The organism is Kocuria sediminis (genome assembly GCF_009735315.1).
GTDB lineage: Bacteria > Actinomycetota > Actinomycetes > Actinomycetales > Micrococcaceae > Kocuria > Kocuria turfanensis.
Window position 1 is genome coordinate 94,323 of record NZ_WOGU01000010.1, and the last position, 20,012, is coordinate 114,334.

At 73.0% G+C, this 20,012-nt stretch carries 20 protein-coding genes and 1 tRNA gene; 10 read left to right on the top strand and 11 right to left on the bottom strand.

All coding sequences use genetic code 11. From position 1 onward, the window contains the following. Positions 1–23 precede the first annotated feature (23 nt). On the top strand, positions 24–758 hold the full coding sequence (locus tag GMA12_RS12795; RefSeq protein ID WP_240898820.1) for a hypothetical protein: 735 nt from the start codon (positions 24–26) through the stop codon (positions 756–758). A gap of 16 nt (positions 759–774) precedes the next feature. On the opposite strand, the gene disA is transcribed toward GMA12_RS12795, so the two are convergent. The 3 genes from disA to GMA12_RS12810 form a co-directional block, all read right to left on the bottom strand. Further along, positions 775–1,851 carry a DNA integrity scanning diadenylate cyclase DisA gene (gene disA / locus GMA12_RS12800; RefSeq protein ID WP_162459810.1) on the bottom strand — a complete coding sequence of 359 codons (1,077 nt, stop codon included), beginning with the start codon at positions 1,849–1,851 and terminating at the stop codon, positions 775–777. Between the two features lie 7 nt (positions 1,852–1,858). Beyond that, the gene (gene radA / locus GMA12_RS12805; RefSeq protein ID WP_156269879.1) at positions 1,859–3,286 is read right to left on the bottom strand and encodes a DNA repair protein RadA; all 1,428 of its coding nucleotides are present in this window, start codon (positions 3,284–3,286) and stop codon (positions 1,859–1,861) included. A 148-nt stretch (positions 3,287–3,434) separates the two neighbouring features. Then, positions 3,435–3,809 carry an ArsR/SmtB family transcription factor gene (locus GMA12_RS12810; RefSeq protein WP_156269880.1) on the bottom strand — a complete coding sequence of 125 codons (375 nt, stop codon included), beginning with the start codon at positions 3,807–3,809 and terminating at the stop codon, positions 3,435–3,437. A gap of 84 nt (positions 3,810–3,893) precedes the next feature. Here GMA12_RS12810 and arsB point away from each other — a divergent pair, with 84 nt between their 5' ends. From arsB to GMA12_RS12830, 4 genes are read left to right on the top strand one after another with little or no spacing between them, the layout of a single operon-like run. Further along, positions 3,894–4,988 carry an ACR3 family arsenite efflux transporter gene (gene arsB / locus GMA12_RS12815; RefSeq protein ID WP_156269881.1) on the top strand — a complete coding sequence of 365 codons (1,095 nt, stop codon included), beginning with the start codon at positions 3,894–3,896 and terminating at the stop codon, positions 4,986–4,988. A 25-nt stretch (positions 4,989–5,013) separates the two neighbouring features. Further along, positions 5,014–5,448: an arsenate-mycothiol transferase ArsC gene (locus GMA12_RS12820; RefSeq protein WP_442354868.1), complete on the top strand. Its 435-nt coding sequence runs from the start codon at positions 5,014–5,016 to the stop codon at positions 5,446–5,448. A 46-nt stretch (positions 5,449–5,494) separates the two neighbouring features. Continuing rightward, positions 5,495–5,968, top strand: a complete 474-nt coding sequence (locus tag GMA12_RS12825) for an arsenate reductase ArsC (protein ID WP_156269882.1) — start codon at positions 5,495–5,497, stop codon at positions 5,966–5,968. Then, entirely contained in the window at positions 5,965–7,392 is a 1,428-nt protein-coding gene (locus GMA12_RS12830; protein WP_156269883.1) for an FAD-dependent oxidoreductase, read from the top strand. Before GMA12_RS12825 ends, GMA12_RS12830 begins: the two co-directional genes overlap by 4 nt. 101 nt (positions 7,393–7,493) lie before the next feature. Here the strand turns inward: GMA12_RS12830 and GMA12_RS12835 are convergent, their stop codons facing one another. Continuing rightward, entirely contained in the window at positions 7,494–8,642 is a 1,149-nt protein-coding gene (locus tag GMA12_RS12835; protein ID WP_156269884.1) for an FUSC family protein, read from the bottom strand. A 287-nt stretch (positions 8,643–8,929) separates the two neighbouring features. On the opposite strand from GMA12_RS12835, the gene pstS (GMA12_RS12840) reads away from it, so the two are divergent. From pstS (GMA12_RS12840) to pstB, 4 genes are all read left to right on the top strand, one after another. Continuing rightward, positions 8,930–10,045, top strand: coding sequence for a phosphate ABC transporter substrate-binding protein PstS (gene pstS / locus GMA12_RS12840; RefSeq protein ID WP_162459811.1), 1,116 nt, complete (start codon positions 8,930–8,932; stop codon positions 10,043–10,045). A 173-nt stretch (positions 10,046–10,218) separates the two neighbouring features. Continuing rightward, positions 10,219–11,154 carry a phosphate ABC transporter permease subunit PstC gene (gene pstC / locus GMA12_RS12845; protein ID WP_156269885.1) on the top strand — a complete coding sequence of 312 codons (936 nt, stop codon included), beginning with the start codon at positions 10,219–10,221 and terminating at the stop codon, positions 11,152–11,154. Then, positions 11,154–12,287, top strand: coding sequence for a phosphate ABC transporter permease PstA (gene pstA, locus GMA12_RS12850; protein ID WP_156269886.1), 1,134 nt, complete (start codon positions 11,154–11,156; stop codon positions 12,285–12,287). Before pstC ends, pstA begins: the two co-directional genes overlap by 1 nt. Positions 12,288–12,348: 61 nt before the next feature. Then, complete coding sequence (gene pstB / locus GMA12_RS12855; RefSeq protein WP_156269887.1) at positions 12,349–13,128, top strand: phosphate ABC transporter ATP-binding protein PstB; 780 nt, start codon at positions 12,349–12,351, stop codon at positions 13,126–13,128. Between the two features lie 99 nt (positions 13,129–13,227). On the opposite strand, the gene GMA12_RS12860 is transcribed toward pstB, so the two are convergent. From GMA12_RS12860 to glsA, 4 genes are all read right to left on the bottom strand, one after another. After that, positions 13,228–14,235 carry an inorganic phosphate transporter gene (locus GMA12_RS12860; protein ID WP_370831530.1) on the bottom strand — a complete coding sequence of 336 codons (1,008 nt, stop codon included), beginning with the start codon at positions 14,233–14,235 and terminating at the stop codon, positions 13,228–13,230. Between the two features lie 12 nt (positions 14,236–14,247). Further along, the gene (locus tag GMA12_RS12865) at positions 14,248–14,862 is read right to left on the bottom strand and encodes a DUF47 domain-containing protein (RefSeq protein ID WP_156269888.1); all 615 of its coding nucleotides are present in this window, start codon (positions 14,860–14,862) and stop codon (positions 14,248–14,250) included. A gap of 283 nt (positions 14,863–15,145) precedes the next feature. Next, entirely contained in the window at positions 15,146–15,790 is a 645-nt protein-coding gene (locus GMA12_RS12870) for a hypothetical protein (RefSeq protein WP_156269889.1), read from the bottom strand. Between the two features lie 43 nt (positions 15,791–15,833). Then, the gene (gene glsA / locus GMA12_RS19580) at positions 15,834–17,705 is read right to left on the bottom strand and encodes a glutaminase A (RefSeq protein WP_162459813.1); all 1,872 of its coding nucleotides are present in this window, start codon (positions 17,703–17,705) and stop codon (positions 15,834–15,836) included. A 157-nt stretch (positions 17,706–17,862) separates the two neighbouring features. Here glsA and GMA12_RS12880 point away from each other — a divergent pair. Further along, a tRNA-Lys gene (locus tag GMA12_RS12880) sits at positions 17,863–17,935 on the top strand. Positions 17,936–18,055: 120 nt separating this feature from the next. On the opposite strand, the gene GMA12_RS12885 is transcribed toward GMA12_RS12880, so the two are convergent. The 3 genes from GMA12_RS12885 to pstS (GMA12_RS12895) form a co-directional block, all read right to left on the bottom strand. After that, positions 18,056–18,337, bottom strand: a complete 282-nt coding sequence (locus tag GMA12_RS12885) for a hypothetical protein (RefSeq protein WP_147017516.1) — start codon at positions 18,335–18,337, stop codon at positions 18,056–18,058. A gap of 148 nt (positions 18,338–18,485) precedes the next feature. Continuing rightward, on the bottom strand, positions 18,486–18,749 hold the full coding sequence (locus GMA12_RS12890; protein WP_156269890.1) for a hypothetical protein: 264 nt from the start codon (positions 18,747–18,749) through the stop codon (positions 18,486–18,488). 85 nt (positions 18,750–18,834) lie between these two features. Beyond that, a complete protein-coding gene (gene pstS / locus GMA12_RS12895; RefSeq protein ID WP_156269891.1) occupies positions 18,835–19,986 on the bottom strand; it encodes a phosphate ABC transporter substrate-binding protein PstS in 1,152 nt (383 codons plus the stop codon). Between the last annotated feature and the right edge of the window lie 26 nt (positions 19,987–20,012).

Sequence of the window (20,012 nt, forward strand, 5' to 3'; positions counted from 1 at the left end):
GCACCCACTGTAGCCTTGGTGGCATGGCGCAGAAGGGTTCCGGGAGCACCCCCCACGGACGGTCTGGAAACGGTCACGACGACGACGGGCGGGCTCCCCGCACCTCCGACCCGCGGCGGGTGAGCCCCGAGGTCTACCGGCGCCGGCGGATCGTCGCCGCGGTCGCGGCGGGCGTGCTGCTGCTGCTCGTGGCCGTGGGGATCGGCACGGCGGTCGTGGCCATGCTCGGCCCCGGCGAGCCGGAGGCCGCCCCCGCCCCGGCGGCGACCACCGCCGCGCCCGCGGTCTCCCAGGAGCCCTTCGCCGACTTCACGCCGCGGCCCGACGAGAGCCCCTCCGCCTCCGCGTCGGCGACCGCCACGGAGGGACCGGCCGAGAAGTGCGGCACCGACCTGGCCGTGCGGGCCTCCACGGACCGGGAGAGCTACTCCGAGGGCGAGGAACCCGTGCTGGTGCTCACCCTGGAGAACACGGGGGACGGGCCCTGCACGGTCAACGCCGGCACCTCGCAGATGGTCTACGAGGTCAGCTCGGGAGCCGACACCGTCTTCGACAGCCGGCACTGCCAGGCCGGCTCCGAGGACGCCGAGCGCACCCTCGACCCGGGGCAGGAGGAGAGCGCCCGGCTGACGTGGAACCTCCAGCGCACCGCCGAGGGCTGCACGGAGGCGGGCGGCGAGGCCCAGCCCGGGTACTACCGCCTGGTGGTCTCCCTCGGGGAGCGCACGAGCGAGCCCGCCGCGTTCGTCGTGGAGTGAGCGGGCCGCGCCCCGCTCACATGAAGCGTTCGAGCAGGCTGGTCTCGGCCATCCGCGAGAGCGACTCGCGGACCGTGCGGGCCCGCTGCTCGCCGATGCCCTCGACCGCCTTGAGGTCCTCGAGATTGGCGGCCATGAGGGACTGCAGCCCGTCGAACTGGCGCACCAGGCGGTTGGCCACCGCCCGCGGCATCGACTTGATGCCCTCCAGCAGCCGGTAGCCGTGCGGGTGCAGGTCCGTCTCGAGGCTGCCCTGCGGCTCGATCAGCCCCACCGACACCGCGATCCGCTGGAGGTCGATGAGCTCCGTGGGAGTGAGCTCCGCGAGCCTCTCCAGCCCCTCGTCGATGCCCTCCGCAGGAGTGCCGTCGGGCAGGTAGTCCCGCAGCACGACGTCGGGCCCCGGGCCCGTGCCCGCGGTCAGCTCCTCGAGCTGCAGGGCGATGAGCCGGCCGTCCACCCCCAGCTCGAGCACGTACCAGCCGATCTCGGAGGAGATCCGCCGCACCATCTCCATGCGCTGCAGGGTCAGCGCCACGTCCCGCACGGTCACGGACGCCTCGATCTCCAGCGAGGAGAGGTTGCCGAGGACCTGCTCCATGCGGTTGCTGTAGTGCTCCAGCGTCTGCAGCGCCTGGTTGGCGCGGGCCATGATCGACTGGGAGCCCTCGATCGCGTAGCGGGTCTCGCCCACGTAGATCGTGATGACGCTCATCGACTGGCTCACCGAGATCACCGGGACCCCGGTCTCCTTGGCGGTGCGCTCCGCCGAACGGTGCCGGGTGCCGGACTCGGTGGTGTCGATCGAGGCGTCCGGCACCAGCTGCACCCCGGCCTTGAGGATGCGGGTGGCGTCCCGGTCGCAGATGATGGCGCCGTCCATCTTGGCCAGTTCCCGCAGCTTGGGCGCGGAGAAGTCGGTGTTGATGTCGAAGCCCCCGGAGCAGATCGCCTCCACGGACCGGTCGAAGCCCAGCACCAGCAGCCCACCGGTGCGGCCGCGCAGGATCCGTTCGAGACCGGTGCGCAGCTCCGTGCCCGGTGCGATGCGGGCCAGCGTCTTGCGCAGTGCGTTCTCAGGGGTCTTCGCCACGGTCACATCATACGGCCGCGGCGGTCTGTCTCTTCTGCCCGGAACCGGCGCCCGACCGGGGGAACAGCAGCTCCATGGCCTCGGTGATCGTGGTCACCTCCCGCACGGTGAAGCCCGCCGGGACCGCGCCCGGTCCGGTCGAGCTGGCCGGCACCACCGCGTGGGTGAAGCCGAGCCGGGCGACCTCCTGGATGCGGCGGCCGATGCCCGGGACGGGCCGCACCTCGCCGGCCAGGCCGACCTCCCCGAAGCACACGAGCCGCTGGGGGAGGGGTCGGTCCTGCGCGGCGGAGGCCAGGGCCATCGCCACGGCGAGATCGGTGGAGGGCTCGGTGAGCTTGACCCCGCCGACCGTGGAGACGTAGCAGTCCAGCCCGGCCAGGTTGACCCCCGCCCGGCGCTGCAGGACGGCGAGCAGCATCGCCACCCGTGAGGAGTCCAGGCCGGCCGTGGCGCGCCGGGGCTGCGCGGTGGCGGAGCGGTCCAGCAGCGCCTGCACCTCGGCGAGGAGGGGCCGGCGGCCCTCGAGCGTGACGGTCAGGCACGTCCCGGAGACCGGCATGGCCGTGCGGGAGACGAACAGGCCGGAGGGGTCCTCGACGCTCGTGATGCCGGTCTCGGTGAGGTCGAAGCAGCCGACCTCGTCGGTGGGCCCGTAGCGGTTCTTCACCGCCCGCAGCAGACGGATCCGGGAGTGCTTCTCGCCCTCGAACTGGCACACCACGTCCACGAGGTGCTCCAGCAGCCGCGGCCCGGCGATGGAGCCGTCCTTGGTCACGTGGCCGACGAGCAGGGTGGTCATGTTCCGCTTCTTGGCCGCGGCGATGAGGGAGGCCGCGACCTCACGCACCTGCGTGACCCCGCCGGCGGATCCCTCGACCTCGGCGCTGGCCAGCGTCTGCACGGAGTCGACCACGAGCAGGCGGGGCGAGATCGTCTCGATGTGGCCCAGGGCGGTGGCGAGATCGGTCTCCGCGGTCAGGTAGAGGGTGGGGGCGATGGCGCCGATCCGGTCCGCGCGCAGCTTCACCTGCGCGGCGGACTCCTCGCCGGTGACGTAGAGGACGTCGCGGGTCCCCGCGCCGGCGCCCTCCGCGAAGCGGGCGGCGACGTCGAGCAGCAGCGTCGACTTCCCGACCCCCGGCTCCCCGGCCATCAGGACGACCGCCCCGGGCACGAGGCCGCCGCCGAGGACCCGGTCCAGCTCCGGCACCCCGGTGGGCGCGGAGGTCGCGACGGTGGCGTCGACCTGGGCGATGGGCTGCGCGGGCTCGGCAATGGAGCGTGCGGCCGTGGTGCGGGCCTTGTGCTCGCCGATCTCCTCGACCGTGCCCCACGCCTGGCACTCCCCGCACCGGCCCACCCACTTGGCCGTGCTCCAGCCGCACTCGGTGCAGCGGTAGGCGGGGGAGTTGCGGCGGGTGCGGGTGCTCATGGCGTCCAGGCTATCGGCCGAGGCGGACGGCCTAAGCGCACCGCCTCAAGCGGGCGGCCACAGGGGACGGGTCCAGCGGACGGCCCCGGCGCACGGCCCCGGCGCACGGCCCCGGCGGACGTTCTCGGCCGCCGGCCGAAGCGCCGGCTCAGCCCAGGTCGAGGAAGGAGCGGAGCTCGGCGAAGGCCTCGGGCACCACGGAGTAGTGCGCCCACTTGCCGCGCTGCTCGCGGGTGACCAGTCCGGCGTCGACGAGCCTCTTCATGTGGTGGCTCACCGTGGGCTGGCTGATGTCCACCACGGCGGTCAGGTCGCACACGCAGACCGCGCCGCAGCCCTGGGCCGCCACGTGCGAGAGCAGCCGCAGGCGGGTGGGGTCGGACAGGGCCTTGAGCCGGCCGGCGATCCGCTGGGCGTCGTCGGCGGTCATGGGCCCGCCGGAGAGCGAGCAGCACTCCGTGCCCGTCGTGCGGGGGGCGCACTGATCGGCAGCGGCGGCCGGAAGATCCGGTGCGAGAGTCATGCCCCCATCCTACATTGACGCATGTCAATATGACCCTTAGGGTTTCCGATAGATCGTCGTCGATGCGAAGGACCGAGCCCGCCCATGAGCGACACCGCCACCGCCCCCGCCACCTCCCAGGGGGTGATGAAGGACCTGTCCTTCCTCGACCGCTGGCTGCCCGCCTGGATCGTCGCCGCGATGCTCGCCGGCCTGCTGCTCGGCCGGTTCGTGCCGGGCCTGGACACCGCCCTCGAGGCCGTGCGGATCGGCGAGGTGTCCCTGCCGATCGCGGTCGGGCTGCTGGTGATGATGTACCCGGTGCTCGCCAAGGTCCGCTACGACGAGACCCACCGCGTGGCGGGCGACCGCCGCCTGATGGGCGCCTCCCTGGTGCTGAACTGGATCGTCGGGCCCGCGCTGATGTTCGCCCTGGCCTGGATCTTCCTCCCGGACCTGCCGGAGTACCGCACCGGTCTGATCATCGTCGGACTGGCCCGGTGCATCGCGATGGTGCTGATCTGGAACGACCTGGCCTGCGGGGACCGGGAGGCGGCGGCGGTGCTGGTGGCGATCAACTCCGTCTTCCAGGTCATCGCCTTCGGCGCCCTGGGCTGGTTCTACCTCCAGGTCCTGCCCGGGTGGCTGGGCCTGCCCACCACGTCCGCGGAGTTCTCCGTGTGGTCGATCGTCGCCTCCGTGCTGGTGTTCCTGGGCATCCCGCTGGTGGCCGGGTTCCTCACCCGCACCCTCGGGGAGAAGGCCAGGGGACGCGCCTGGTACGAAGGCACGTTCCTGCCGAAGCTGGGGCCGTGGGCCCTGTACGGGCTGCTGTTCACCATCGTGCTGCTCTTCGCCCTGCAGGGCGACGCGATCACCTCCAACCCCTGGGACGTGGTGCGCATCGCGTGGCCGCTGCTGGTGTACTTCGTCCTCATGTTCGGCATCGGCCTGCTCGCCTCCCGTGCCCTGGGGCTGAACTACGCGAAGTCCACGACCGTGGCGTTCACCGCGGCCGGCAACAACTTCGAGCTCGCCATCGCCGTGGCCATCGGCACCTTCGGGGTGACCTCCGGGCAGGCCCTGGCCGGAGTGGTCGGCCCGCTGATCGAGGTGCCCGTGCTCGTCGCCCTGGTCTACGTGTCCCTGTGGGCCGGGCGCCGGCTCTTCCCCGGTGACCGCACCGTCCCCACCCGCTGACCCTGTGACGTCCGAGGAGCACCTGTTGAGCACCGAGACCACCAAGCCCTCCGTCCTGTTCGTCTGCGCCAAGAACGGCGGCAAGTCCCAGATGGCCGCCGCCCTCATGGCCCACCACGCCGGAGGTGCCGTGGAGGTGCACTCCGCCGGCACCACGCCCGGCAAGGCGATCAACGCCCTCTCCGCCGAGGTGATCGCCGAGGTCGGCGCCGACATGTCCTCCGGGACGCCGAAGCCCATCGACCCGGACCTGCTGCGCCGGGTCGACCGGGTGGTCGTGCTGGGCGACGAGGCGAAGGTCGAGCCGGTCGAGGGCATGGCCGGCACGATCGAGACCTGGCACACCGACGAACCGTCCGCCCGCGGCATCGAGGGCGCCGAGCGGATGCGCCTGGTCCGCGACGACATCGACACCCGCGTCCAGGCACTCCTCACCGAGCTCACCGGCGGACCCGCCTGAACCCTCCTCCTCGCCTCTTTCCCTTCCGACAGAACGGATGATTCCCATGACTGACGAGACCACCGCGACGACCTCCGCCGGGGCCACGGACAAGCCCAGCGTCCTGTTCGTGTGCGTGCACAACGCCGGGCGGTCCCAGATGGCCGCCGCCTACCTCACCCACCTCTCCCACGGCCGGATCGAGGTCCGGTCGGCCGGCTCCGCCCCGGCCGACGCGGTGAACCCGGCCGCCGTGGAGGCCATGGCCGAGGACGGCATCGACCTGAGCGCCCAGACCCCGAAGATCCTCACCGACCAGGCGGTGCAGGACTCCGACGTGGTGATCACCATGGGCTGCGGGGACGCCTGCCCGTTCTACCCCGGCAAGCGCTACGAGGACTGGGCCCTGGAGGACCCGGCCGGCAAGGTCGTGGAGTCCGTCCGCCCGATCCGCGACGAGATCAAGGCCCGGGTCCAGCAGCTGATCTCCGAGCTGCTGCCCACCGAGCACACCACGGCGCGAAAGGCCGCCCGGTCATGACCAGGACACCTCACCTGCCCGTGGTCGTGGTGGGGGCCGGACCGGTCGGCCTGGCCGCCGCCGCCCACCTGACCGAGCGCGGCCTCACCCCGCTGGTGCTCGAGGCCGGCGATCAGGTGGGGGCGGCGATCCGCGACTGGGGGCACACCCGGCTGTTCTCCCCGTGGCGCTACGACGTCGACGCCGCCGCCGCCCGACTGCTGGAAGTCACCGGCTGGACCGCGCCGGACCCCGGCGTCCTGCCGACCGGCGCCGAGCTGGTGGAGCAGTACCTGGAGCCCCTCGCAGCGGTTCTGGCGGGACGGATCCGCACCGGGGCCCGCGTCGTGGCCGTTTCCCGGGCGGGGATGGACAGGACCCGCACCGCGAACCGGGCGGCCACGCCGTTCCTGGTGCGCGTCCAGCACACCGACGGCGTCCTGGAGGACGTCCAGGCGTCCGCGGTGATCGACGCCTCCGGCACCTGGGCGACGCCCAACCCGCTGGGCCAGGCCGGTCTGCCGGCACCGGGGGAGGGCACGGCTGCGGCCACCGGGCGGATCACCGCCCCGCTGCCCGACGCCACCGGCCGGGACCGGGACCGCTTCGCCGGCCGCCACGTGCTCGTCGTCGGCGCCGGGCACTCCGCGGCCAACACCCTGCTCGAGCTCGGCGCCCTGGCTGAGACCGAGCCGGGCACCCGGATCTCCTGGGCGGTCCGCTCCGCCGACGTCTCCCGGGTCTACGGCGGGGAGGACCGCGACGAGCTGGCCGCCCGCGGCGCCCTCGGCACCCGGCTGCGCCGCCTGGTGGAGTCGGGCGTGGTGGAGGTGCACACCTCCTGCACCATCACCGGCTTCAGCACGCACGACGACGGGCTGACCGTCCGGGCCGCCACTCCGGCCGGAGAGCGGCAGCTGGCCGTGGACCTGCTCGTGCCGGCCACCGGCTTCCGCCCCGACCTCGCCATACTCTCCGAGCTGCGCCTGGAGCTGGACCCGGCCGTCGACGCCCCGAAGCGGCTGGGGCCGCTGATCGACCCGGAGTTCCACTCCTGCGGGTCCGTGGCCCCGCACGGAGAGCGGCTGCTGGCCCACCCCGAGCCGGACTTCTACATCGTGGGCATGAAGTCCTACGGGCGTGCCCCCACCTTCCTGATGGCCACCGGCTACGAGCAGGTCCGCTCCATCGCCGCCGCCCTGGCCGGGGACCGGGAAGCCGCCGACGACGTGCAGCTGGTCCTGCCCGAGACCGGCGTGTGCTCCACCGACCTGGGGGGCTCCTGCGACCTGCCCGCCCCGAGGCCTGCCGACGACCGCGCCGGGGAACAGGGCTGCTGCGCCCCTCCGGCCGCCGAGGAGCCGGCCGACGCCTGCTGCCCGGCCCCGCAGACGGTGGCGCTCGCGCGCGCCCCGCTGCCCCTGCTCCCGACGTCCTGCTGCTGAGCCGGCCCGCCCGCCACCGGCACTCGTCGGGGCCGTCGGCGCCCCCCGGGGCCGGATCCGGGCGCGCCGGCACGGGCGGGCCGCACCGACCGGGGCGGTGCTCAGGCGCGGTCCCAGCCCTCCAGCCGGGGGAGCTGGGCGCGCGCCTCCTCGTGGGTCATGCCGGCCGCCTCGAGCAAGTCCACGACCATCGGCCGCATGTCCAGCACCAGGGTCTCGCCCTCCATGGTGCGCACCCCCATCTCGCGGGGGTGCAGCCGCCCGGCCACGTTCGCCAGCTCGTTGCGGGCCTGGCGCAGGTAGCTCTCCCGGGACCCGGGAGCGGCCACCGCCAGCGCGTTGCCCAGGGTGGTGACCGCGTCCGCGAGGTCGTCGAGGGCGTCGGTCAGGGCGGCCACGGCCTCGTCCGAGAGGGTCACGTGGTTGAGCACCGAGGCGAGCCGGCGGGTGAGCACCCGGGCGTTGCGCACGGCGAGGTCGAGAAAGCGGATGGAGCGCCCGATGGTCTCGATCTCCGCGCGGCGGCCGCGGTACAGCGGGGAGGCCGTGGCGATCTCCACGGCGGACTTCAGCCCGGAGTTCACCGAGTCCACGAGCGGCTGGGTCTGGCGGGAGCGCACGAGGGCGTGCCAGGCGGCAGTGGCGTCGTAGTCCTCGACGGCGCGGCCGGCCTCCCGCAGCACCCCGGAGAACTCGTCGACGAGCGCCCGCAGGTCATGGCGCGGCTGCCGCCGCGGGTCCGTGGGCACGAAGTAGGCCAGGGCCAGGGCGCACGCCCCGCCCACGATGGCGTCGGTGGAGCGGGCGAACACGCCGTCCTGGGAGGGCGGGAGCAGGACCACGAGCACGGACTGCAGGCCCATCTGCGTGGTGAACAGCGTGCCGTTGTCCAGGAAGCGGGCGAGCAGGATCGAGGTCATCAGCACCACCGCGGCCTGCCACACCCCGGCGCCCAGGACGTGGATCAGCGTGTCGCCCACGGCGATGCCGAGGGTGCAGCCGATCGAGACCTCGAGCACGCGCCGGTAGCGCAGTCCGTCCTTGGCGAAGCCCAGGGCCACGAGGGCCGCGGTGGCCGCGAAGATCGGTCCGGAGTGGCCCAGGAGCCGCTCGGCGATCACGTAGGCCCCGACGCTCGCGACCGTGATCTGGAAGCTCTGGAGCAGCCCCGTGCGGACCCGCGTCAGGCCGACCCGGGTGCGGCTGCCCACCGCACGGGCCGCGGCTCGCGCACGGTCGCCTGGCTGCATGGGCCCATCCTAGGGGAGCGGCCGGGGCCACCGGACCGGCCCGGCCGGAACGCCCGGAGGCCCGGCCGCGCTGTGAGATCCGCTACCACGCCCGGCTCCCGGGGCCGGTGTTCACCCCCCGTTCACCTTGCCGGGCCACTCTGGCCACCTGCACTCCTTAGGGTCACTCGGTGAGAGGTCCGCGGGACGACCGCAGATCCACCTCTTGCACCGGCCCGGAGCTCTTCCGGCGCCACGTTGGACATGGGCCCCGCGACGGGCCACGACTGTGATTTGAGGGGCATTCAGTGAAGGCATCCCACCTCGGCCGTTCCGCGGCCGTCCTGGCCATCGGCACGCTCGCGCTCACCGCGTGCGGTTCGGACAACGCCACGGGCGAAGCAACGGGCTCCGGCGAGTCCTCGGCGGCCGGCGCCGGTGTCTCCGGCACGCTCACCGGCACCGGCTCCTCCGCCCAGCAGGCCGCGATGACCGCGTGGCAGAACGGCTTCCAGGAGGCCAACCCCGAGGCCACGGTGCAGTACTCCCCGGACGGCTCCGGCGCGGGGCGCGAGGCCTTCACCGCCGGTGGCACGGACTTCGCCGGCTCGGACGCCTACCTCGACGACGAGGAGTACGAGGCCTCCAAGGAGGTCTGCGGGCCCGAGGGCGGCTTCCACGTCCCCGCCTACATCTCCCCGATCGCCGTGGCCTTCAACCTGCCCGGCGTCGACACCGTGAACATGGACGGGGAGACCATCGCGCAGGTCTTCACCGGGGAGATCACCACCTGGAACGACCCGGCCATCGCCGAGCAGAACCCGGATGCCGAGCTGCCGGACACCGCGATCACCGTGGTGCACCGCAACGACGAGTCCGGCACCACCGAGAACTTCCAGGAGTACCTGGCCGCGGCCGCCCCCGAGGTGTGGACCGAGGAGGTCTCCGGCAACTGGCCCTCCCAGTGGGCCGCCGAGAACAACAAGGGCACCGCCGGGGTGGTCCAGTCCACCAACGGCACCGAGGGCGCGATCACCTACGCCGACGCCTCCGCCGTCGGGGACCTGGGCACCGTGGCCGTGGGCGTGGGCGAGGGGTACGTGAACTACTCCCCGGAGGCCGCCGCGAAGGCCGTGGAGGGCTCCACCCCGGTCGAGGGCCGCGCCGAGTACGACATGGCGATGGACCTGGAGCGCGACACCACCGAGTCCGGGGCCTACCCGATCGTGCTCGTGTCCTACGAGATCTTCTGCCCGCAGTACGATTCTCAGGAGACCGTCGACCTCGCCAAGGCGTTCGGCTCGTACGTCATCAGCGAGGAGGGGCAGCAGGCCGCGGCCGAGGCCGCCGGCTCGGCCCCGATGTCCGAGAACCTGCGCACCTCCGCGCAGGAGGCGATCGACAAGATCACGGTCGCCGGCTGATCCAGTTCTGCTGGTCCCGTTCGGCGCGGGTCCGGGCCCGTGGCCCGTGCTCGCGCCGAACGGGACATTTGTGTGTGAGGCACCTCCGCGTGAGGAGCGTCACCGGACCCAGGCGCCGGGGCACCACCCCGTCCCGGCGCAACCCGTGTCAGGCAATCGAAGGGGCACCCGACATGTCCACCACCGTCACCGCCAGGAAGACCGCCTCCGGCGGCAGGGCCGGCGACTCGATCTTCTCCGGGCTCAGCCTCGGGGCCGGCGTGCTGATCCTCGCGGTCCTCGCCGCCGTGGCCCTGTTCCTGTTCCTGCAGGCGCTGCCCACCTTCCAGGCGCCCGCGGAGGACATCTCCGGCGGCGCCGGATTCTGGTCCTACATCTGGCCCATGGTGATCGGCACCGTGGTGGCCGCCGTCATCGCCCTGGTGATCGCGACCCCGATCGGGGTGCTGGTGGCGCTCTACATCTCCCACTACGCGCCGGCGCGGATCGCCAAGCCCGTGGGCTACGTCATCGACCTGCTCGCGGCGATCCCCTCGGTGATCTACGGGGCCTGGGGCACCACGGTGCTCGCCTCGTCGATGGTGCCGTTCTACGCCTGGCTCTCCGGGAACCTGGGGTTCATCCCGTTCTTCGCCGGCCCGCCCTCCCAGACCGGCAAGACGATGCTGACGGCCGGGGTGGTGCTGGCCATCATGATCCTGCCGATCATCACGGCGATGTCGCGCGAGCTGTTCGTCCAGACCCCGAAGCTGCACGAGGAGGCCGCGCTGGCCCTCGGGGCCACCCGGTGGGAGATGATCCGGATGACGGTGCTCCCGTTCGCCCGTCCGGGCATCGTCTCGGCGGTGATGCTCGCGCTGGGCCGTGCCCTCGGGGAGACCATGGCGGTGGCCCTGGTGCTCTCCAGCGGCCCGCTCACGGCGTCCCTGGTCCAGTCCGGCAACCAGACCATCGCGGCCGAGATCGCCCTGAACTTCCCGGAGGCCTACGGCCTGCGGCTGTCCGAGCTCATCGCGGCCGGCCTGATCCTGTTCGTGATCACCCTGGTCGTGAACATGATCGCCCGCGCCATCGTCGCCCGCTACAAGGAATTCTCGGGAGCCAACTGATGACCACCACCGCCTTCCACAGCCCGTCGCCCGTGCGCCCGCCCTCCCCGCGCCGGTCGACGCTCACCCGCAACCAGAAGCCCGCCTGGCTGGTGCCCGCGATCGGTGCGGCCGCCGTGGTGGTGGGCGCTGCCCTCGCGGCGCTGCTCGGCTTCTCCGTGGCCCTGTGGGCCGTCCTGGCCGCGGTCGTGTTCCTGGTCGCCGCGCCGATCGCCGTGACGGCGGTCGAGGGCCGGCGCAACGGCGCGGACTCCCTGGTGACCTACCTGGTCTACACGGCGTTCGTGCTGGCCGTGGTCCCGCTGATCTCCGTGGTCTGGACGGTGCTGGCCAACGGGCTGCCCGGTCTGACCCCCAACCTGCTGCTGACCTCCATGAACGGTGTCACCGGCGCCACGGACAACGCCGCCGCCGCGGGCGAGACCCCGGTGCTGGGCGGCGCCTACCACGCGATCGTGGGCACGATCTCGATCACCTTCTGGGCCACCCTCCTGTCGGTGCCGATCGGGCTCCTGACGGCCATCTACCTGGTGGAGTACTCGAAGGGCGGGTGGCTGGGACGCGGCATCACGTTCTTCGTGGACGTCATGACCGGCATCCCCTCGATCGTGGCCGGTCTGTTCGCCGCGGCCCTCTTCGGCCTGCTCTTCGGCCCGTCCACCCGCTTCGGCTTCGTCGCGGCGGTGGCGCTGACCGTGCTCATGATCCCCACGGTGGTGAAGAACACCGAGGAGATGCTGAAGATCGTCCCCAACGAGCTGCGCGAGGCGGCCTACGCCCTGGGCGTGCGCAAGTGGCGGACCATCCTGAAGGTCGTCATCCCCACCGCGATCTCCGGCATCGCGTCCGGGGTGACGCTGGCGATCGCCCGCGTGATCGGCGAGACGGCCCCGCTGCTGGTGACCGCCGGCTTCGCCACGGCGATCAACTGGAACTCCTTCTCGGGCTGGATGACCACCCTGCCCACGTTCATCTACTACCAGATCATGACCCCGACGTCCCCCACGAGCCCGGACCCCTCGCAGCAGCGGGCGTGGGCGGCGGCGCTGATCCTGATCCTGATCGTGATGCTGCTCAACCTCGTGGCCCGTCTCATCGCCCGGGCGTTCGCCCCCAAGACCGCCGGCCGCTGAGCCGGTCTCCCGCACGCACCTCCGCACACACCTCTGCGAAGAAAAGAGCAAGGAACACACCATGTCCAAGCGAATCGACGTCGACCACCTGAACGTCTACTACGGCGACTTCCTCGCCGTGGAGGACGTGAGCATGGGGATCGACGCCCGGTCGGTGACCGCGTTCATCGGTCCGTCCGGATGCGGCAAGTCGACCTTCCTGCGCACCCTCAACCGCATGCACGAGGTGATCCCCGGCGCCCGTGCCGAGGGCCAGGTGCTCCTCGACGGCGACGACCTCTACGGCCCGGGCGTGGACCCGGTCGTGGTGCGCTCCATGATCGGCATGGTCTTCCAGCGCCCGAACCCGTTCCCCACCATGTCCATCCGCGACAACGTGCTCGCGGGCGTGAAGCTCAACAGCAAGCGGATCTCCCGCGGGGACGCCGACGCCCTGGTGGAGAGCTCCCTGCAGGGCGCCAACCTGTGGAACGAGGTCAAGGACCGCCTGGACAAGCCGGGCTCCAGCCTCTCCGGCGGCCAGCAGCAGCGTCTGTGCATCGCCCGGGCGATCGCGGTGAAGCCGGAGGTGATCCTCATGGACGAGCCCGCGTCGGCGCTGGACCCGATCTCCACCCTGGCGATCGAGGACCTGATCAACGAGCTCAAGCAGGACTACACCGTGGTGATCGTGACCCACAACATGCAGCAGGCCTCCCGCATCTCGGACCGGACGGCGTTCTTCAACATCCAGGGCACGGGCAAGCCCGGCAAGCTCATCGAGTACGGCCCCACCTCGGAGATCTTCTCCAACCCGAAGCAGCAGCAGACCGAGGACTACGTCTCCGGCCGCTTCGGCTGAGCCGCCGCGCCGACGACGACGGGCGCCGCCCCCACCGGGGGAGGCGCCCGTCGTCGTCCGTGCCGGGCCCGCGGGGGCGCCGGCCCGGCCGCGGGAGCGCTACAGCAGGGGCGAGAGCGCCAGCAGGAGCGTGGCCGAGACGGCCCCGCAGACCGGGACCGTGACGACCCACACGAGGATCACCCGCCGCACCACGCGGACGTTGACCGTGTGGAAGCGCTGCTGCCGCCCGGCCCCGAGGATCGCCGCAGCGGTCGTCTGGGAGGTCGACATCGACACCGGGATGAGCGTCCCGCCCAGGAACAGCAGGGACCCCGCCACGCCCTGGGCCACGGCACCGCGGAAGGGGTCGATCGTGATCATCCGGGAGGACAGCGTGTAGGCGATCCGCCAGGCCCCGAACAGGGTCCCCACGGCCAGCCCCGCCGCGACGACGACGAGGACCCACGGCTCAGGGGCCCGGACCGAGACGGGCAGGCCCGCGCAGAGCAGCAGCGTGGTGAACACCCAGACCGCCCGCCGCCCGTGGGTGAGGCCGTGGCCGAAGGCGATGGCGGCGGCACCGGTGGCCTGGACCACCTGGGAGCGGAAGGTGGTGGTCGAGGGCTCCGAGTGGCGCAGCAGGTGCAGCAGCGGGACCACCAGCGCCCAGGCCAGCCCGTAGGCCAGCAGGGGGGCCACCAGCAGCGGGACGGCGAGCTGGGACAGCGCCGCCGCGGTCAGGGGGTCCTGCTCGGTCAGGTCCACGGCACGGGCCCCCAGCAGCGCCCCGAGCAGCCCGCCCAGCAGCGCGGTCGTGGAGGAGGACGGCATGCCCAGCCACCAGGTGAAGACGTTCCAGGAGATCGTGCTCGCCAGGGCGCACACCAGCGCCGCCGAGCCCACCGCGTTCAGCGGCACGGGGGTGGCGGGGATGATCCAGTCGGACAGCAGCCAGCCGGCCGTGAACACCCCGGCCGCGTTCACCAGGGCGCTCAGCACCAGCCCGACCTTCGGGGTCAGCGCCCGGGAGCGGACCGGCAGCGCGAGGGCGTTGGGGGCGTCGTGGAAACCGTTGACCACCACGTGGACGGCGGCGAGGAGCAGGCCCAGGACCGTGAGCAGCACCAGCACCGTGGCTCAGGACTCCGCCACGACGATGCGGCCCACCTCGGTGGACACGCGCACCAGCGCCCGGGCCGCCTCCACGAAGCGCTGGACGGTCTGCTGCCGGCGCAGGGCCGGGACCGCCTTGTGGTGCTCCAGGAGATAGGCCATGTGCAGCTGGTGGATCCGCTCCGCCTGCTTGCCGAGCCGCAGCATCTCGTACCAGTAGTCGTCGAGGCCCTGCAGCCCGGCGAGGTCGCGCATGGCGCGGGTGGTCAGCTCGGACATGCGCACGATCACCCCGAGCTGGTCGGTGGCGTACGAGGGCGGGCGGGTGAGGCCGTGGGCGACGTGCGCCTCGGCCACGGCCAGGAGCTCCTCGGCGGCCTTGTTGAGCCAGTGCCCCAGCACGTAGACGTCCTGCCGGGGAACGGGGATCACGAAGGTGGAGCGCACCGTGGTCATCACGGAGAAGTAGAGGTCGGTGGAGCGGGCCTCGCACTCCCGGATCGCGTCGAGGGTCGCGACGTCCACCTCGGGGGACCCGATCAGCTCCGAGAGGAGGCGGACGGACTCCGTCACCTGTCCCGACATGTCGGCCAGCAGGTCCAGGACCAGCTCGTCCTCCGGGAAGATGCGAAGCGCCATCTGGTGACCATCCTGGACGTCGGGGCCGGCGCCGCGGAGCACGGCGGGCTTCACTGTACACGGCACAGTTGAACGCCTCGCGGACCCGCGGACGGCGGCGGAGGAGGAGGGAGGGGGCGGTGCCGGACCGGGAGCGCCTCTCGGCGGAAGGCCGCTCGTGGCGGCTATGAGATGGAGCCCGGGGCTGCCGCGGCCCGGCACCTGCAGTCCATGGTAGTCCACCTGCCCCGCAGGCCAAGCCCGGCGGCTGTGGCCTCCCGCACGGCCGCCGGTGGCCGGGGTCTCAGTCCAGGTGCCCCCGGCGCCAGGCGTTGGCCGAGGCCTCGAGCTCCTCCGCGGTGCGCTCGAGGCGCTGGGTCAGGGCCACGGTGCTCGGTGCCCGGAGCGCGTGCTCGTCCACGACCGGCAGCCGGCCCGTGTCGGCCAGCCGGATCCGGCCCAGGGCGATCACGCGGCAGAAGGCCGCGAACCGGTCGAGAGCGACGTCGAACTCGCCGTTGAACGCCCCGGACAGGATGGCGTCCGCCATCGTGGTGATCTCCTCGGCCCCCGGGGGCTCCGCCACGCCGGCGACCACGTGGGAGACCTGCGCGGTGCCCCGGCCCGCGGCGAAGTACCGGCCCATCCGCACGGGGTCCTTCCGCACCCCGGCCCGCAGCGCGTAGAGGCGCCACAGCGCCCCGGGGAGCGAGACCGCCGGTGCCTCCGCCCACATCTCGGCGATGCCCTCCAGGCCCTGTTCGTCGGTGAGCTCGATGAGCCGGCGGCTGATCTCCGGGTCGTCGCTGGCCCGCCCCCGGGAGACCAGGGCGTGGGCGGCGAGGTGCGCCGCCTCCGAGACGCGGGCCGGGTCCGGGCCGCCCTCGTGGGCGTCGAACTGCTCGGGGGAGAACTTCACCGGCTTGTGGTGGCGGGGGACGTCGCTCATGCGTCCAGGGTACGGCCGTGGTTCCCGTCGGGCCACGGAGTGCTCACCAGTCGCTGGCCGAGGCGTGCACCGCCGCGTCCCGCCACTGCTGGTCCGCCCGCTCGAAACCGTCCCGGGCCAGCGCCCGCCACAGCCGCAGCCCCAGTGCCGGGTCCTCCCGCTCGAGCTCCGCCAGCGTCTGCGGGGACAGGACCCGGGCGGTGACGTCGGTGACCGCGCTGAGGGTCGTGTGCTGCTTGTCGCCGGTGCCCAGGGCGAGCTCGCCGAAGCTCATGCCCGGGCCCAGCACCTGCAGCTCCACGCGCTCCCCGGACGGCGTGCGCAGGGACATCGACACGTCCCCGGTCACGATGAGGTGGATGCCGGCGAAGTTCTGTCCGGCGCGCAGGATGTTCTCCCCGGCCGCCCACGTGCGCTCCACGGTGCGGGCCCGCAGCGCGCGGGCGTCCTCGGGCTCCAGCCGGGAGAGCAGCTCCGACTCCACGGGCTTGACCCGGGACGGGGTGCACTCCGGCCCGCCGTGCTCCTCCAGCAGCGCGTCCTCGACCCACTTGATGGCCGCGGCCCGGCTCGGGAAGACCTCCAGCGGCGGATCGCCCCGGAAGGAGCGGCCGAAGTCGGGATTGCCGGCGACCACCACCACGGTGCGCCCGGCCGCGTGCAGTTCCTGCCGGGTCCGGGCCAGCATCGGCATCGCGTAGTCGGCGATGACGTCCACCCGGCGCAGGTCCACCACCACGTAGGAGGCGTCGTAGGCGACGTCGCGGACCGTGCGGATCGCCGTCTCCGTGCCCGTGAACAGCAGGTCGCCCTGCAGCTCGACGACGACGGCGTCCGTCCCGTGCTCGGCCAGCACGGCCTCGGCCTCCGCGTTGCGCCGGACCAGGGACGGGGACTGGTCGATCGGGTAGCTGGCCCGCACCGTGGACCGGGCCACCCGGGCGGTGTGCGTGAAGTGCAGGTCGAGGTCCTGGGAGAGCCGCTCGCACGCGAGCACCCCGCGCACGCTGTTGCCGTGCCGGTCCAGGGCGGGGGAGAAGGTCGCCACCGCCAGCTGGCCCGGCAGGACGGCGATGATGCCCCCGCCCACCCCGGACTTCGCGGGCAGGCCCACCCGCACCATCCACTCGCCGGCGTCGTCGTACATCCCGCAGGAGCTCATGACGGACAGGACCCGGGAGACGGTCCCGGCGTCGAACACCTCCTCACCGGTGAGCGGGTTGGTGCCCGCGTTGGCCAGGGTCGCGCCCATCAGGGCGAGGTCGCGGCAGGTGACCAGCACGGAGCACTGGGCGAAGTAGTCCTCGAGCGCCTGGGTGGGGTCGCCCTCGATGATCCCGGCGGAGGCCAGCAGGTAGCCCAGGGCCCGGTTGCGGTCCCCGGCGTCGTGCTCCTGGGCGAGGACCTCGGGGCTGATGGCCAGGTCCCGGCCGGCGCAGCGGGAGTAGGCCTCCCGGATCCGGTCCCGGCGCAGGTCGCGGTCGCTGTCCGGGACCAGCCACGTCGAGGCGATCGCCCCGGCGTTGATCATGGGATTGGCCGGGCGCCCGGTGCCGGGCTGGAGCGAGATCTCGTTGTAGGCGTCCCCGCTGGGCTCCACGTCCATCTTCGCGTGCACGGCCTCCGCCCCGAGATCGTGCAGGGCGAGGGCGTAGGTGAAGGCCTTGGAGATCGACTGGAGGCTGAACTCGTCCCGCGTGCTGCCCGCCTCGTAGACGTGGCCGTCCGCGGTGGCGATGACGACGCCGAAGCACTCCGGGTCCGCCCCCTCGAGCGCCGGGATGGACGAGCTGGGGGCGCCGCCGCGCTCGTCCCGCAGCTGCTCCACCACCTGCTCGAGGTACGCGGTGACGGCCGAGGGGCCGAAGAGCCCCGTCTCGGCGCGTTCTTCTTCCTCGGTGCTCGGCTGCGGCACGGGCGGTCTCCTCCGGTCGGGTCGGTGTGCACGGTGCTCACGACCACTCTAGGCGCGGCGCTCGCGGGCCGGGCCGCGTCCCGGGGGCGGCGGGGACCGTGCGGTAGAGTGGTGCCCGCTCCGGACCGGCCGCGCCCCGTGCCCGCCGACCGGGAGCGGGCCTCTAGCTCAGTTGGTAGAGCAGTGGACTTTTAATCCATGGGTCGTGGGTTCGAGCCCCACGGGGCCCACTCGTTCGAAGGGCCTCCTTCCCGCCCGGGAAGGTGGCCCTTCCGCGTTCCACGGGTCCGGCCGGGACGGTGCGCGGCGACGGCGGCGCCCGTGGCGCGCGGTGCCGCCGCGGGGCGTGCCTACTCGAGCAGGCCCAGCGCCTCGTCGATCCGATCGCGCAGGACCCTGGCCTGCGCCACGGTCCAGGCCTCGTGGCCGATGTGCAGCACCACGCCGTCCGGGTGGGCGTAGGACCCGTCCGGGGTGGTGACGACCTCCCACGTCTCGAGCAGGGCCACCGGCGACGGGCCGGCGAGGGACCGGGCCGGGAGCTCCCGCGAGTTGGTGACCGTCTCGGGGTCGGTCACCTCCTGAGCGGTGGCCCAGGGGGGACGGGGGACGAGAGCAGTGTTCTCGTGCATGGGGTGCCTTCCAGGGAAGAGGGGTGTTCCCATGTTCCTGCATGTGGGAGCGGAACTCGGCGAGCGGGCCGCGTGTGTCGCCCCGCGGGGCGAGGAGTGGACGTCCGTCGACCCGGTCCTGACCTTCGTCGTGCGCGCGGGACGCCCGCTACGGCCCGTCGAGCTGCTCCGAGGGGGTGGGCACCGACTCGGGGCCGGGCTGGTCCGGGGCCGGCGCCTCGGAGCCGACCTGCGCATCGCCCGGGGCGCCCTCGGGCGTGGGGGTGCTGGTCACGGGCGGTGGCGGGCTGAAGGTGCTCGTGGGGGAGGCCTCGGACGACGTCGCGGGGGCGCTCGCCCCGTCCTCCTGCGCGTCGTCGCAGCCGGTCAGCGCGAGGGCGAGCAGTGCCGCGGCGGGGATGATCCGGCGCATTCGGGTGGTCCTCTCGGTCGGTGACCACTCCACGGTATCCGGGCCGGGCCCGATCCGCAGGGACCCGCACGCCCGGGCCGCCCGGTCAGCGCAGGGAGATGGAGTCCAGGGCCGCCTGCGCCTCCGTCCGGAGGTTCTCCGGCAGCGGGGCGCTCTTCACGGCCTCCGAGGCCGCCCGCTGGCCGTCCTCGCTGACCACGTAGTGGCCGAACGTCCGGGCCAGCTCGAGCACCTCCGGGTCCGTGTAGCTCGTGCAGTAGACGTGGTAGGACACGAGCACCACCGGGTACGCGCCGGCGGCGTCCGGCTCACGGTCCAGCTCGAGGGCGATGTCGTGCGGGCCGGTGCCCTCCACCCGGGAGGCCTCGCCGACCGCGGTGCCGGCCGCCTCCCCGGACACGGCCACGTACTCGGAGCCGACCTTCACCCGGGCCTTGCCCAGGGACTCGTCCACGAGCGAGTCGTCCGCATAGGTGACGGCGCCCTCGGTCTCGGCGGTGAGGCTCACCACCCCGGCGTTGCCCTGGGACCGCTCCGTGGGCAGGCTGCCCGGCCAGCTCCCGTCCTCCTCCTCCGGCCACGCCTCCGGGGCGACCGAGTGCAGGTAGTCGGTGAAGTTCTCCGTGGTGCCGGAGTCGTCGGCACGCGCGATCGGGGTGATCGGCAGGTCCGGGAGGTCGACACCCTCGTTCTGGGCGGCGATCGCGGGGTCGTCCCAGCGGGTGATCTCGTCGCGGAAGATGCCCGCGATGGTCGCGGCGTCCAGGTCGAGCTCCTGGATGCCGGGCAGGTTGAAGGCGACGCTGATGGGGGAGATGTACACCGGGATGTTGATCGCGCCGTCCGGGCCGCAGAACTGCCGGACCTCCGCCTGCTCCTCCTCGTCCAGGTAGGCGTCCGATCCGGCGAAGTCGGTGCCCCCGCCCACGAGCGCACTGCGCCCGGCGCCGGAACCGGCCGAGAGGTACTGCACCCGCGCCTCCGGGTGCATCGACTCGAAGCCGCTGCGCCACGTGAGCATGGCGGCGTTCTGGGCCGAGGAGCCGACGCCGGTGAGGATCCCGGACAGGTCCGACCCGCCCTCCTCCGCGGCCCGGCGCTGCTCCTCCCCGAGCGGGTAGTCGGAGCCGCATCCCGTCAGCGCCGTCAGTGCCGTCAGCGTCAGGGCCGCCACCGCACCGGTGCGGAACGGTCGGGCGGCCCGGTGCCGTCGGCGCGGGCTCGAAGCGTTGAGCATGGAGAGGTCTCCTCGAGGGCTGTGGG